General features: G+C 68.9%; 13 protein-coding genes, 1 tRNA gene and 2 rRNA genes. 6 read left to right on the top strand and 10 right to left on the bottom strand.

The window, feature by feature from the left end; translation table 11 throughout:
• Positions 1 to 59: 59 nt before the first annotated feature.
• The gene (gene xylB / locus N1F91_RS18465; protein ID WP_289994478.1) at positions 60 to 1514 is read right to left on the bottom strand and encodes a xylulokinase; all 1455 of its coding nucleotides are present in this window, start codon (positions 1512 to 1514) and stop codon (positions 60 to 62) included.
• Positions 1515 to 1676: 162 nt separating this feature from the next.
• Positions 1677 to 2390, bottom strand: coding sequence for an alpha/beta hydrolase (locus N1F91_RS18460; protein WP_289994477.1), 714 nt, complete (start codon positions 2388 to 2390; stop codon positions 1677 to 1679).
• Positions 2391 to 2458: 68 nt separating this feature from the next.
• Here N1F91_RS18460 and N1F91_RS18455 point away from each other — a divergent pair, with 68 nt between their 5' ends.
• Positions 2459 to 3088 carry a PadR family transcriptional regulator gene (locus N1F91_RS18455; RefSeq protein ID WP_289994476.1) on the top strand — a complete coding sequence of 210 codons (630 nt, stop codon included), beginning with the start codon at positions 2459 to 2461 and terminating at the stop codon, positions 3086 to 3088.
• A gap of 81 nt (positions 3089 to 3169) precedes the next feature.
• On the opposite strand, the gene N1F91_RS18450 is transcribed toward N1F91_RS18455, so the two are convergent.
• The 4 genes from N1F91_RS18450 to N1F91_RS18435 form a co-directional block, all read right to left on the bottom strand.
• On the bottom strand, positions 3170 to 4492 hold the full coding sequence (locus N1F91_RS18450) for a tetratricopeptide repeat protein (protein WP_289994574.1): 1323 nt from the start codon (positions 4490 to 4492) through the stop codon (positions 3170 to 3172).
• A gap of 13 nt (positions 4493 to 4505) precedes the next feature.
• A complete protein-coding gene (locus tag N1F91_RS18445; RefSeq protein ID WP_289994475.1) occupies positions 4506 to 5129 on the bottom strand; it encodes a LysE family translocator in 624 nt (207 codons plus the stop codon).
• Between the two features lie 133 nt (positions 5130 to 5262).
• On the bottom strand, positions 5263 to 6171 hold the full coding sequence (locus N1F91_RS18440) for an alpha/beta hydrolase (protein ID WP_289994474.1): 909 nt from the start codon (positions 6169 to 6171) through the stop codon (positions 5263 to 5265).
• A gap of 26 nt (positions 6172 to 6197) precedes the next feature.
• The gene (locus N1F91_RS18435; RefSeq protein WP_289994473.1) at positions 6198 to 6923 is read right to left on the bottom strand and encodes an MBL fold metallo-hydrolase; all 726 of its coding nucleotides are present in this window, start codon (positions 6921 to 6923) and stop codon (positions 6198 to 6200) included.
• Positions 6924 to 7229: 306 nt separating this feature from the next.
• On the opposite strand from N1F91_RS18435, the gene N1F91_RS18430 reads away from it, so the two are divergent.
• From N1F91_RS18430 to N1F91_RS18420, 3 genes are read left to right on the top strand one after another with little or no spacing between them, the layout of a single operon-like run.
• Entirely contained in the window at positions 7230 to 7844 is a 615-nt protein-coding gene (locus tag N1F91_RS18430; RefSeq protein WP_289994472.1) for a Spy/CpxP family protein refolding chaperone, read from the top strand.
• A gap of 27 nt (positions 7845 to 7871) precedes the next feature.
• Positions 7872 to 8573 carry a response regulator gene (locus N1F91_RS18425; RefSeq protein ID WP_289994471.1) on the top strand — a complete coding sequence of 234 codons (702 nt, stop codon included), beginning with the start codon at positions 7872 to 7874 and terminating at the stop codon, positions 8571 to 8573.
• Positions 8574 to 8579: 6 nt separating this feature from the next.
• Entirely contained in the window at positions 8580 to 9890 is a 1311-nt protein-coding gene (locus N1F91_RS18420) for a HAMP domain-containing sensor histidine kinase (protein ID WP_289994573.1), read from the top strand.
• Here the strand turns inward: N1F91_RS18420 and N1F91_RS18415 are convergent.
• Entirely contained in the window at positions 9817 to 10263 is a 447-nt protein-coding gene (locus N1F91_RS18415) for a YbaN family protein (RefSeq protein ID WP_289994469.1), read from the bottom strand. The genes N1F91_RS18420 and N1F91_RS18415 overlap by 74 nt on opposite strands.
• Positions 10264 to 10314: 51 nt before the next feature.
• Between N1F91_RS18415 and N1F91_RS18410 the strand changes: the two genes are divergently transcribed.
• Both N1F91_RS18410 and N1F91_RS18405 read left to right on the top strand, forming a co-directional pair.
• Positions 10315 to 10881 carry an acyltransferase gene (locus tag N1F91_RS18410; RefSeq protein WP_289994466.1) on the top strand — a complete coding sequence of 189 codons (567 nt, stop codon included), beginning with the start codon at positions 10315 to 10317 and terminating at the stop codon, positions 10879 to 10881.
• Complete coding sequence (locus tag N1F91_RS18405) at positions 10881 to 11123, top strand: acyl carrier protein (protein ID WP_289994465.1); 243 nt, start codon at positions 10881 to 10883, stop codon at positions 11121 to 11123. Before N1F91_RS18410 ends, N1F91_RS18405 begins: the two co-directional genes overlap by 1 nt.
• A 158-nt stretch (positions 11124 to 11281) precedes the next feature.
• Here the strand turns inward: N1F91_RS18405 and N1F91_RS18400 are convergent.
• The 3 genes from N1F91_RS18400 to N1F91_RS18390 all read right to left on the bottom strand — a co-directional run.
• Positions 11282 to 11358 (bottom strand) — tRNA-Met (locus N1F91_RS18400).
• 237 nt (positions 11359 to 11595) lie between these two features.
• A 5S ribosomal RNA gene (rrf, locus tag N1F91_RS18395) occupies positions 11596 to 11710 on the bottom strand.
• Positions 11711 to 12011: 301 nt separating this feature from the next.
• Positions 12012 to 12125 (bottom strand): 23S ribosomal RNA (locus N1F91_RS18390); the annotation flags it as partial.

Below are 12125 nucleotides of genomic sequence, written 5' to 3'. Positions count from 1 at the left end.
GTTCCTTTCGTGGCAGGCGTCCCGCCCGTGACGGCGGTCTTGGCTTCGGGATGGGTCGATCAGGTCGTCGCGGTACGGATCGCCGGGTAGAGCGCGCGGAAGCGCCCATAGGCCTCGGCATAGGCGGCTTCGAGCCCGGTCTCCGGCTCGATCGTTTCGGCCGTCGCCGGCGCGGTGCAGACCGCGAGCGGATCGGCGCCGGTGGCCGCGATCAGGCCGAGCCGCGCCGCGCCGAAGGCAGCGCCGAAATCGCCGTCGGCCGGCAGGTCGACCGGCATCCGCAGCGCGGTCGCGATCGCCTTCAGCCAGACGCGCGAGCGCGAACCGCCGCCGATGGCGGTGACGCGGGCAAGCGTCGTGCCTGCGGCCTTCAGCGCCGCGAGATTGTCGGCGAGCGCGAAGGCGACGCCCTCGAGCACCGCTTGCGTCATCGCCTCAGCGCCCGTTTCATGGCCGAGCCCGATGAAGGCGCCGCGGATAGCGGCATCGTTGTGCGGCGTCCGTTCTCCGGACAGGTAGGGCAGGAAGGTCACGCCCGATGGCGGGCTCAGCCTGTCGCCCAGCATCCCTGTCAGGTCGGCTGCGGTTTTTCCGGTGACGCGCGACAGCCAGTTCAGGCAATCCGTCGCCGACAGGATGACGCCCATCTGGTGCCAGGTCGAAGGCAGCGCGTGGCAGAAGGTGTGGACCGCGCTCGCCGGGTTCGGCCGGTAGCTGTCGGTCGCGGCGAAGAGCACGCCCGAGGTCCCGAGCGAGACGAAGGCATGCCCCTGTCCGACAGTGCCCATGCCGCAGGCCGAAGCCGCGTTGTCGCCGGCGCCGCCCGCCACCACCACGTCGCGGGACAGGCCCCATGCGGCTGCGAGTTCGCCGCGCAGGGTGCCGCCGGGGGCGGTGCCTTCCACCAGCGCCGGCATGTGCTCCTCGCCGAGATCGGTGGCGGCGAGCAGTTCGGGCGACCAACGGCGGCTGGCGACGTCAAGCCAGGCGGTGCCGGCCGAATCCGACATTTCGGAAATGTGCTCGCCCGTCAGCCATAGCCGCAGAAAGTCCTTCGGCAGCAGCACCTTCGCGACGCGGGAAAAGACCTCGGGCTCGTTCGCCTTCACCCAGGCGAGCTTGGGCGCCGTGAAGCCCGGGAAAACGATGTTGCCGGTGATCGAACGAAATCGCGGGTCGGCGTCCAGCCGTGCGGCTTCCACATGACTGCGCGTATCGTTCCACAGGATGCAGGGCCGAAGCACCGCGTCGGAAGCATCGAGCAAGGTCGCGCCATGCATCTGGCCCGACAGGCCGATGCCGCGCACCGCCGCGAACTCGACGGGATGGGCGGACCTGAGCGCGACAATCGCGTCCTCCGTCGCGCGGATCCAGTCGGCCGGATCCTGCTCGGACCAGCCGGCATGGGGACGCGAGACGTCGAGATGTCCATTGGCCGAGCCGACGACGGCCTGCGTGCCGTCCATCAGCAGCGCCTTGACCCCCGACGTCCCGAGGTCGAGCCCGAGATACATCGCTTCGTCTCCTCCCGTCCGGCTTGGCCGGATCTTGCTTCCGACCGGCACCCGGCGCACTGGTCGGACCAGCGCCCGGCGCCGTTGCGGAGTGTTAGCAGAAGAAGCGAGGGCTTGTCGTCAATTATTTCGAGCCTCGGATTAAATCCCGCAGTGCAGCATTCAGGCGGTTTCGCGCGCCGGTACGGCAGACGCGATCCGCACAAGAAGATTGGCGAAATCGTCCGGCCGCGACAGGAACGGCGAGTGCGAGGCTTCGAAGTCGACCGTCTCGGTGGCCTGGGCCGCGAACATGCGCTGGAAGTCGGCCGGCAGGGCCTGGTCGAGCGTCGTCACCACGTAGGTCGAGGGAATCTCGCGCCAGGCGGCGCGGGTGGCCGAGGGTCCGAGAACCGCCTGCGACTGAAGACAGAGCCGCGCCTCGGCGGCGGCCGCCACGTCCGGTGCGCAGTCGTGGTAGAACGATGGGACGGCCTGACCGGCCGGCACCTCCATCGTGCCGTCGTCGCGCAGGCCGATGTAGGGCGCGAGCGGCCCGGGCGGCAGATAGGACACGCTGGAGCGGCCGGCATCCGGCATGAAGGCGCCGACATAGACGAGACGCTTCACGTTCGGCCCGTATGCAGCCTCGCTGATGGCCGCTCCGCCATAGGAATGGCCGAGCACGATCACCTCGCCGGCGATCGCCGCCGCCGCAGCGCTCACCGCCGCCGCGTCGTCGAAGAACCCGCCGAGTGCGGACGGGTCGGCGCCGCAGCTCGGCAGCGCGACGGCCTCGGACGTCACGTCGCGCTTCGCCAGTGCCGCGCGCAAAGCGTCCCAGCACCAGGGCCCGTGCCACGAGCCATGGACGAGAAGGAAGGTCGGTTCGGTCATGTCGGTTTCCCCTGATTTTACTCCGGTCCGGAGTATATATTTACTCCGATCCGGAGTAAACGGGGCGCATGAACCTGACCACGACCTCCTATGCCATTCTCGGCCACCTCGCCCTCCAGCCCTGGACGATGTACGACCTCGCGCAGCAGATGCGCTCCAACGTGCACTTCTTCTTCTCGCGCGCAGAAAGCCAGGTCTATGCCGAGCCGAAGCGGCTGGTGGGCTACGGACTCGCCAGCGCGAGCCGGCAGATGATCGGCAAGCGCGCCCGCACCGTCTATGCGATCACCGCGGACGGCCGGCGCGAACTGGACCGCTGGCTGGCCGAGCCCGAGGCCGCGAAAGGCCCGAACCTGGAGTTCGAGGCGCTGCTGCGCGTGTTCCTGTCCCCGCTCGGCAAGCCCGAGCATCTCGTCGAGACGCTGGAGCAGGTTCGGGACAACCTGTCGGAGATGTTCGAGGCGGCCGACCGCGTCGGCGGCGCTTATCGGGAAGGGACGGCGGCGTTCCAGCACCACGTGCTCACCCGCTCGATGGTCTACGACTTCCTCGTTTCCTTCGCCGATCTCGCCGACGAATGGGCCGAGCGCTCCGCCGCGCGGGCGCGTCGCTGGCCGGACCAGAGCGAAGCCGAGCGGATAGACGAGGCGATGCGCATCTTCAGCGAGAAGCCGACCCGGTTGCGCCGGCGCCAATGAGCAGGGGAATGCGCCGGGCCGTTCGGTCGGCGGGGATGCCCGGCCGCACGGCCCCGCGGCCAGAAACTCCCCTCGCCGCGTTCAGACGGCGGCGGAGAGCCGGCGGGCGCGATCGAGGAAGAGCTGCGACAGCGGGCTGTCGGGACGCATTTCGTGGCGCTCGGCTGCGAGCGCGGCCGCAAGCGCGACCTGCCTGCCGCGCAGCGCCGCCTCGATCAGCGTAAGGTCGAGAACGTCGCGCTGCGCATGGCTGCCGCCGAAGCGGTGCGCCAGCGCCCGCAACGGCTTGAGCAGCCGGACGGCGGTGGCGAAATCGCCGTCGCCGAAGGCCCGGATCGCCAGCGTCGCCGGCAGGCCGACGTCGCGGGTGAAAGCGGCGTTGTCGTCGCCGCGCGCCACGGCCTCGTGCTGTGTTGCGACCAGCGTCTCGACCAGTTCAGTGCGGCCGGCACCGACGAAGGCCATCATGGCATGCGCATCGTTGAAGGCGTAGTTGCCGGCCGAAGCGTGCGGCGCCCAGAGATCGGCCAGCCGCGTCCAGCGTTCGCCGACGTCGACGCCGCGCAGGTGCAGCCGCCAGAGCAGCGCTGACGCATCGACGAGGTTGAGCACGAAGTCGGAGCGTCCGCCGTCCACCGGACCATCGTAGAGCGAAAGCACTTCGGCATAGTCGCCGAGGTCGTGGTGGAAGAGGCTGAGGTGCCACCAGTTGTGCACCCGCATCAGGCTGTCGGTCGACCAGCGGTCGGGGTCGGTCCGCATCCAGGCGATGCCGTCGCGCTGGCGGCTCTGCATCTCCATGACGTGGGCAACCGCGTGCTGGCCCCAGCCGTCGCGCGGCTCGAGCTCGACCGCGCGCCTGCCGACGGACTCGGCGCGGGCATAGTCGCCCGTCTCCTCCAGCCCGAAGGCATAGGCCGACAGGATGGCATGGCAGCCGGGCATGGAGGCGTCCCACTGCGGCATCACCCGCGCGATGCGGTCGCGCAGCAGGCGTGCATTGCCTGTGAAGAAATCGATCTGGTGCCCGGCCTGCAGCGCCAGCGCGTCGCGCGGACAGGCGATCGTCAGGTCCTCCAGGATGTCGCTTGCGCGATGCCAGCCGCCATCGACAAGCGCGCCGAGCGCCGCGACATGGCCGCGTTCTCGCTCGTTGGCAGGGAGCGCCGCTGCCGCGGCATGGATGTCCCGCGCCGCCGCAGTGGCGGCCGGGTCGGTCGCCAGCGCAAAGAGCCAGCCCTTCAGCACATGCGCCATCACGAAATCCGGTCGCGCCGCGATCGCCCGGTCCGCATGGGCGACCGGATCGCCGACGAAGGCCTGCAGGCCGGCCAGGCCGGATTCGTAATGTTCGCGACTGGCGCCGTCGGCACCCGAGAGGGAAAAGCCAAGGCGGTCGCGGATCATGGCAGGGTCCTCACTGGCCGGAACGCAGGGCGACGGTCGCCACGCCCGCGCCGACGAGCAGCGTCCCGCCCGCGCGGTTGACGATGGTGAGCACGCGCGGATTGGCTACCGCGCGCCTGGCCCGCGATGCCGCAAACGCATAGCCCAGCGCGTTGAGGAAGGCGAGCACGAGGAACGTCGCCTCGAAGATCAGCATCTGCGTCCAGAAATCGCCGCTCCGGTCGAGGAACTGCGGCAGGAAGGCCACGAAGAAGGTGATGCTCTTTGGATTGAGCGCGGTGACCAGCCACGCATGCCCGAGCATGCGCAGCGACGAGGCGGGGGACTGGCGCGGTTCGGCCTGAATGGTCCCGCCCGCCCTGAACAGCTTGACGCCGAGCCAGACGAGATAGGCGGCGCCGATCCATTTCAGGATGGTGAACACGGTGGCCGAAGCCGCCAGCAGCGCGCCGATGCCCAGCATCGACAGCGTCATGGCGGTGAAATCCCCGAGCGCCACGCCGACCGACATCGGCAGCGCGGTGCGCCAGCCCTGCCCGAGCGCATAGGAGACGACGAGCAGGATCGTCGGGCCGGGAATGACGAGGAGCACCGCGGACGCCGCGGCGAAGGCGAGCCAGGTTTCGATCGACATGGGGGTCTCCGTTCGCCGCAAAGGAAGTCACACGTGCCGTCGCCTGTCCAGACGGCACGATGCCGCGAAAGCGTGGCGCCAACCAGCGCGGCGGCGGACGCAGCTGGCACGCTGCGCCCGGCGCCCGCCTTCGCTATTGCCGCGCCATGTGCCGGTCCAGAAACGGCAGCAGCGCCGAAAGCGTGGCCTGCGGATTTTCCTCGGCGACGAAGTGCCCGGAATCGACGCCATGGCCGACGACATTGTCGCACCAGGACTGCCAGACTTCGAGCGGGCTCGTGGCGGCGCTCGGAATGCCCGCATCGCCCCAGAGCGCCAGCGTCGGGGAGGCTATCCGCAGCCCGGCCGCCCAGTCGGCTCCGTCGAGGTCGCGGTCGATCGTGGCGCCGGCACGATAGTCGTCGCAGGCCGCGCGGCGATGCTCGTCCTCACCCCAGCAGGCGCGATAGTCGGCAAGCGCGCGCGGGTCGAAGGCATCGAGGCTGCCAGCCTTGGTCCAACTCGCGATCGTGAAGTCGAGGAAGCCGGACGGGTCTCCCGACAGGAGCATTTCCGGCAAAGGCTTCGGCTGCGCCAGCATCATCCAGTGATAGGTCTTCATGGCCATGGCCGCCCCCATGCCGCGCCACATCTCCGCGGTCGGCACGATGTCGAGCACCGCCATCGCGATGACCGCGTCGGGCCGGTCGAAGGCCATCCGGTAGGCCACGCGGGCGCCGCGGTCGTGACCGACGACGAGGAAGCGGGAATGGCCGAGCGCCTCCATGACCGCCATCGCGTCCGCTGCCATCATCCGCTTCGAATAGGCGAGGTTGCCCTCGTCGTTCTCCGGGCAGGACGAACGGCCATAGCCGCGCAGGTCGGGCATCACGCAGGTGAAGCGCTTCGAAAGCTGCGGGTAGACCGCGTGCCACATCGCATGGGACTGCGGAAAGCCGTGCAGCAGGAGCAGCGGCGGCCCCTCCCCGCCGATGCGGACGAAGATCGACGCGCCATTCGCTTCGAAACGGGCCTCGCGGCTCTCGGGAAACAGGTCGGACATGGTCGGTATCTCCTTCTGCGCCCCGGTCACCCGCGGCGATCCGTGGCATGCAGGTAATCCTCGGCGATCATGCGCACCGTTCCCGGGTCCATGACCTCGCCGTGGCCGCCGCAGGCCAGCCGGATCGGCAGCGAGAGGATGAGCCGCATCGTCGAACGATAGGCCCGGCGATCCGAGTCCGGCAGGCCGTCGATGAGCCCGCCGGGATAGATCGCGTCGCCGCAGAAGAACAGGCCATCCTCCTCGTCGAGAAGCCCGATCGAGTCGGGCGAATGTCCGGGCAGCGCAAACACGGTGAAGCTTCGGTCGCCGAGGTCGATCCGGTCATTTGACCTGAGCGCCCGGCCGAGCGGCGCCGGCTCCAGTCGGTAGTCCTCCGAGCTCCAGCCCGGGGACGGCGCCCGCGTGACGGCACCGGGAAAGCCGCGGAACATGCCGGCATAGGTGAGCGCGTCGGGCATCGTCGCGAAGGCCGCCGCCGACACCGCCGGTCCGGCCCGCTCCTCGAATTCGTGCAGGCCGCCGACGTGGTCGAGATGGATGTGGGTGGCCACGGCGATCACCGGCTTGCCCGGCGTCAGCGCCAGGCTGTCCCGCAGCGGCCGCAGCCCCATTCCCGTGTCGATCACGAGATCCCGCTCCCGGCCTTCCAGGATGAAGACGTTGGCGCTGAAATAGTCGTGCACGAAGGGCTCGGTGACGACCGACAAGCCTGGCTCGACCATTCGCGTCGCATACCAGTTCTCGGCCATCGGCTGGTCCTCCTGTCTACCGTGCCAGCATGCACGTGCGGGCCGCCGAGGGAAGGCCCAAAGCCCGCATGCACGCGATGGTTCCCGCCCCGCTTCGGGGCCGCGCGCCCCGCAATCCCTCGCCGCATGGCGCGGTGAACCGGGGTCCTGCGGCGCGCTGTCCCTTTTCTTTCGCCTCCGGAACGTCCATCAGCGGCCGTCGGACGCTTCACAAAACTTTACATCGTCCCGCAACGGGAGAAACGATGGGGTTCTAGGTTCGGACCATCGCAGCGACGGTCGCTGCAGATCGAAAGGACGATCCAGATGGACAAGAACGTTTTCGACCAGGACCAGACCACTGTCCGGGAAACCGTATCCGCCCCGGCATGGCGCCGCCCCCTCACGATCGGTGCCGCCGTGGTGGCGGTGGTGGCCGGCATTGGCTTCGCCAGCGCCCAGGGACAGGAGTTCGGCAGCCGCTTCTCCTGGGATGACGCCGGACCGGGAATGCACCACGGCATGGTCCAGAAGGCCGGCTGGGGCTGGGGTGGCGACGACGGCGACCGCGGCATGGGCCGGCACGGCGGCGGGATGCACGGAATCGGCCGCGTGATGGACGAGATCGATGCCACGCCCGAGCAGGAAAAGAAGCTGTTCGCCATCTTCGACGGCGTGCGCGGCGAAATGCGCGACACCATGATCGATTTCCGCTCGACGCGCGGCGAGGTGCTCGACATCCTGGGAGCGGCCACGATCGACCGTGACGCGGTGGAGAAGCTTCGCGCCCAGCGCGTCGCCGCCATGGACGCGGCATCGAAGACCATCACGGCCGCGCTCGTCGAGGCGGCCGAGGTGCTGACGCCCGAGCAGCGCGCCAAGCTCGCGGCGTTCATCGAGGAACGCGGCGAAGGCCGCCGCGGCGGCTTCGGCCGCTGGTGACGGCCTGACACGAGGGGAGAAGACGGCATGGCGGATCATGTGCTGATCGTCGACGACGACACGCGGCTCTCCGCCATGCTGAGCGAGTACCTCACCGGGAACGGCTTCCGCGTCACCACCGCGGCCGCCGCCCTGGAGGGCATCGCCGAGATCACCAGGCGTCCGCCCGACGCCGTGGTTCTCGACGTGATGCTGCCGGATATCGACGGCTTCGAGGCCTGCCGGCGCATCCGGCAGGTCTCGGACGTTCCGGTCCTGATGCTGACGGCGAAGGGAGAGGAGACCGACCGGATCGTCGGGCTCGAACTCGGCGCCGACGACTACCTGCCGAAGCCGTTCAACCCGCGCGAGCTGCTGGCCCGCCTGAAGGCGATCCTGCGCCGTCGCGGCGCCCCGACCGGCGGGGCGTCCGGCCTGCTCCGCTTCGGACGGCTGGAGATCGACCCAGGCTCCCGCACGGTACGGCTGGACGGACGCGCCTGCGACCTGACCAGCTACCAGTTCGACCTGCTCGTCGCCCTGGCGCGCAACGCAGGGCGGACCTTGTCGCGCGACCAGTTGATGGACATGGTGAAGGGACAGGAACTCGAGGCTTTCGACCGCTCCATCGACGTCCACGTCTCGCGCATCCGCGCCGTCATCGAGACCGACCCCAAGCACCCCCGCCGCATCGTCACGGTGCGCGGCACGGGCTACGTCTTCGCCCGCTTCCAGGCCGAGGACGACTGAGGGATGATCCGCAACAGCCTGTTTCTCAAGATCTACGCGACGCTGCTGGCAGCGCTCGCCATCGTCGCCTTTTCCAGCGCCGTCTTCTGGTGGGTCGGGCAGAGCCGGGAAGAAGAAGGCTGGCGCGGCCGCCGCGACCGCTTCATCGCCGCCATGCTGCCGCCCGCCGACGGCGCGGCGCAGCTGCGACCGACGCTCGAGCGCCTCGGCCGCGCCTTCGACGCGGAGATTGCGGTCTACGCCCCGGACGGCCGGCTGATCGCCGCCAACGACCGCGATTTCCCACAGCGCCTGAGACGGCGGGAATGGGAGGACGGCAGCGGCGGCCCCATGCGACGCGCGCGGGGCATGCACGCCATGCTGGTGCCGCTGGACGACGGCCGCAGCGTCGCCGTCCGGATGACCGGGGCCGACGGCCCCGGGGGCGGCCTCGCCTATCTCGCCATGATCGCCGCCGTGACGGGCCTTGCCTCCTATCCGGTGGTGCGTCACCTGACCCGCCGTCTGGAGACGCTGCGCCGGGGCGTCGACGCCTGGGGCGAAGGCGCGCTGGTGACGCGCGTCCCGGCGAACGGGTCCGACGAGGTCGCCGCCGTCGCCAAGAGCTTCAACCGCGCGGCCGATCACATCGAGCGCATGATCGTCGCGCACCGTACCCTGCTGGCCAATGCCAGCCACGAACTGCGCTCGCCGCTGGCGCGGCTGCGCATGGCGATCGACCTCTACGAGATCAATCCCGGCCACGCCCGCAAGGACGAGATCGTCCGCAATCTCGGCGAACTCGACGATCTGGTGGAGGAAATCCTGCTCGCCAGCCGGCTCGATCATGCACAAGGCCTCGATCGGACCGAACCGGTCGATCTGCTGGCGCTGGCCAGCGAGGAAGGCGCGCGCAACGGCATCCAAGTCTCCGGCGTGCCGGCGATCGTCGATGGCGATCCGAAGCTGCTTACCCGCCTCGTCCGCAACCTGATGCAGAACGCGCTGCGGCACGGTGCGCCCCCGGTCGAGGTCGAGGTCGCACGCGCCGGCCCCTCCGTCACCCTCTCGGTGCGCGACCATGGCGCGGGCATTCCCGAAGCGGAAGGCGACCGCGTCTTCGAGGCTTTCTACCGCCCGTCGGGACGCGGAGAGCAGGCAGGCGGCTGGGGCCTCGGCCTGTCGCTGGTTCGCCAGATCGCAGAGCACCATGCCGGTGCGGTCCGTCACGAGACGCCGGGCGATGGCGGCGCCCGCTTCGTCGTCAGCGTGCCTGCGGCCGATCCCGCCAGCCCGGCCGCGGCCGCGACAGCACGTAGGCGGCCCCCGCAAGCATGAAGGCCGCAACGCCGAGCATGGCCCCGGGTCCGGGATGCGCGGACACGAAGAAAAGGCCGTAGCCGACCGCCATGCCGGCGACCGCGAAGATCTTCGCCCGCGTCGGTATCGCGCCTTCCTCCCGCCAGGCGCGCAGCGCCCCGCCGAACCGCGGATGATCGAGCAGCCAGGTCTCGAGCCTCGGCGAGGACCGGCCGAAACAGAAGGCCGCAAGGATGATGAAGACCGTCGTCGGCATGACCGGCAGGAAGGCGCCGACGATGCCGAGCCCGAGCAGCGAAAAGCCGAGCACGAGATAGCCGGCGCGGCGCGCCCGCTCCAGGGCCGTCAGCCCGCTGCCGGGTCCGCTGGCATCGTCTTCGCCGGTCTTCATCTCGACTGATCCGCTTCCTTGCGCCATGGTCTCGTCCGGCAGCAGAACGCCATGGCGAACGAAAGGTTTAACCACGTGCTGGGGAAGCTCCGCAATCTGATCGCCCGGCCGAAGACGCAGGCCGACATCGATGCCGCAAGGCTTCGCGCCTTGCGGTCGCAGGGCGTCCGCGTCGGCGAAGGCTGCCGCATCTACTCCGACATCGCGTCGACGGAACCCTGGCTGATCGAGATCGGCGACCGTGTCGGCATTGCCGGCGGGGTCAAGTTCCTCACCCACGACGGTGCCGCCATGATGGTGCGCGATCGCCGGCCGGGCGCCCAGAAACTCGGCACCATCCGGATCGGCGACGAGGCCTTCATCGGCGAGAATGCCATCCTGCTGCCTGGGACGGAGATCGGGTCGCGATGCATCGTCGGCCCCGGCGCCGTTGTGCGCGGCAAGGTTGCGGACAACACGCTGGTCTTCGGCAATCCGGCACGCGAGATGGGTCGCGCCTCGTTGTATCTTGAGCGCCTGCTGCTGGCCCCGGACACGCTGGACACCTACGGCTTGCCGCTGGCGGAGCGCCGTGCCCTGCAGCGCGCGCATTTCGGGTTGCACGAGGTCGTCCGCTGATGCGCATTCCGGCAGACCAGGCCCGGGCGATCGTGGTCGCCGCGATCCACGACGTGACAGGGCTTCCTCCGGTCCGGATCGCCCCCGACCGGAAACTCGTCGAGGATCTCGGCCTCGATTCCCTCGATTTCCTGCGCGTGGTCCAGCTCGTCGAGGAACATGCCGACATCCGCCTCGACGACACAACCGTTGCCGGCGTTGTGACCGTCGATGATCTCGCCAGGCTCTTGCTGTCGCCCTGACAAGCGGGCGGAGCTTCAACGCTTGATCCCGCGGCCCAGAGGGACCGGCGGCTGCGACCGGGGACCTGGCAGCGTCGATTGCCGCCTTTTCCTGGGTGACTGGAGCCTGGTCCGGGCAACAAAAAACCCCCGGCTTTTGGCTCGGGGGTTTTTTTATCTGGTTGCGGGGGCAGGATTTGAACCTGCGACCTTCAGGTTATGAGCCTGACGAGCTACCGGGCTGCTCCACCCCGCGTCAGGGTGTTTTGGTTATGTTTGCCGGGGTCCGGTTGGTCCTGGCGTTTGCGGCGGTTGGGCCGGTCTGGTTTCGGGCGTGTGCCCGGTGTTTNGCCGGTCTGGTTTCGGGCGTGTGCCCGGTGTTTGTTGGCGGCCATAACGGATGCGGGCCGGCTCCGAGGTTTCGGAGGGCCGGCCCGGCATCCGGCATTGGCCGGACAACGTGATGAGAAGCTTTCGATTGTGCGTTTTGTAGACCTGGCAGCGACCTACTCTCCCGCGTCTTGAGACGAAGTACCATCAGCGCTGGGGCGTTTCACGGCCGTGTTCGGAATGGGAACGGGTGCAGCCACCCCGCCATAACCACCAGGTCGACGAAGCGCACAATCTTTGATCGAGAAGCTGGGTCGGAGTGGCGAATAGCGAATGGCGAATAGGGCAACAAGCCCGGACGCCGATCTGCTTTCAGTTCTCTCGTCTTTTCCGCGCAGGTCGCAGCCCTTGGGCTGCGTTTGATAGCCAACATGGCAGACCGACGCTTCGGGCGAAGCCCGAGCACGCGACTTGCGTGCCGCCGGTCGTCCGGCGCCCTCGCGGAGCATAGGCCCGAAGGGCCGCTCATGCGTGAGCGCTGGTATGACCATCGCGTCGCGATGGGCATGAGGAATGAGAATGATCAAGCCAATCGAGCTATTAGTACCGGTAAGCTTCATGCGTTGCCGCACTTCCACACCCGGCCTATCAACGTGGTCGTCTTCCACGGCTCTGATAGGGAATACTCGTTTT

Origin of the sequence: Aquibium sp. ELW1220 (genome assembly GCF_030398385.1) — a bacterium.
Taxonomy (GTDB): Bacteria; Pseudomonadota; Alphaproteobacteria; order Rhizobiales; family Rhizobiaceae; genus Aquibium.
This window is presented reverse-complemented; position numbering and strand designations above follow the sequence as displayed.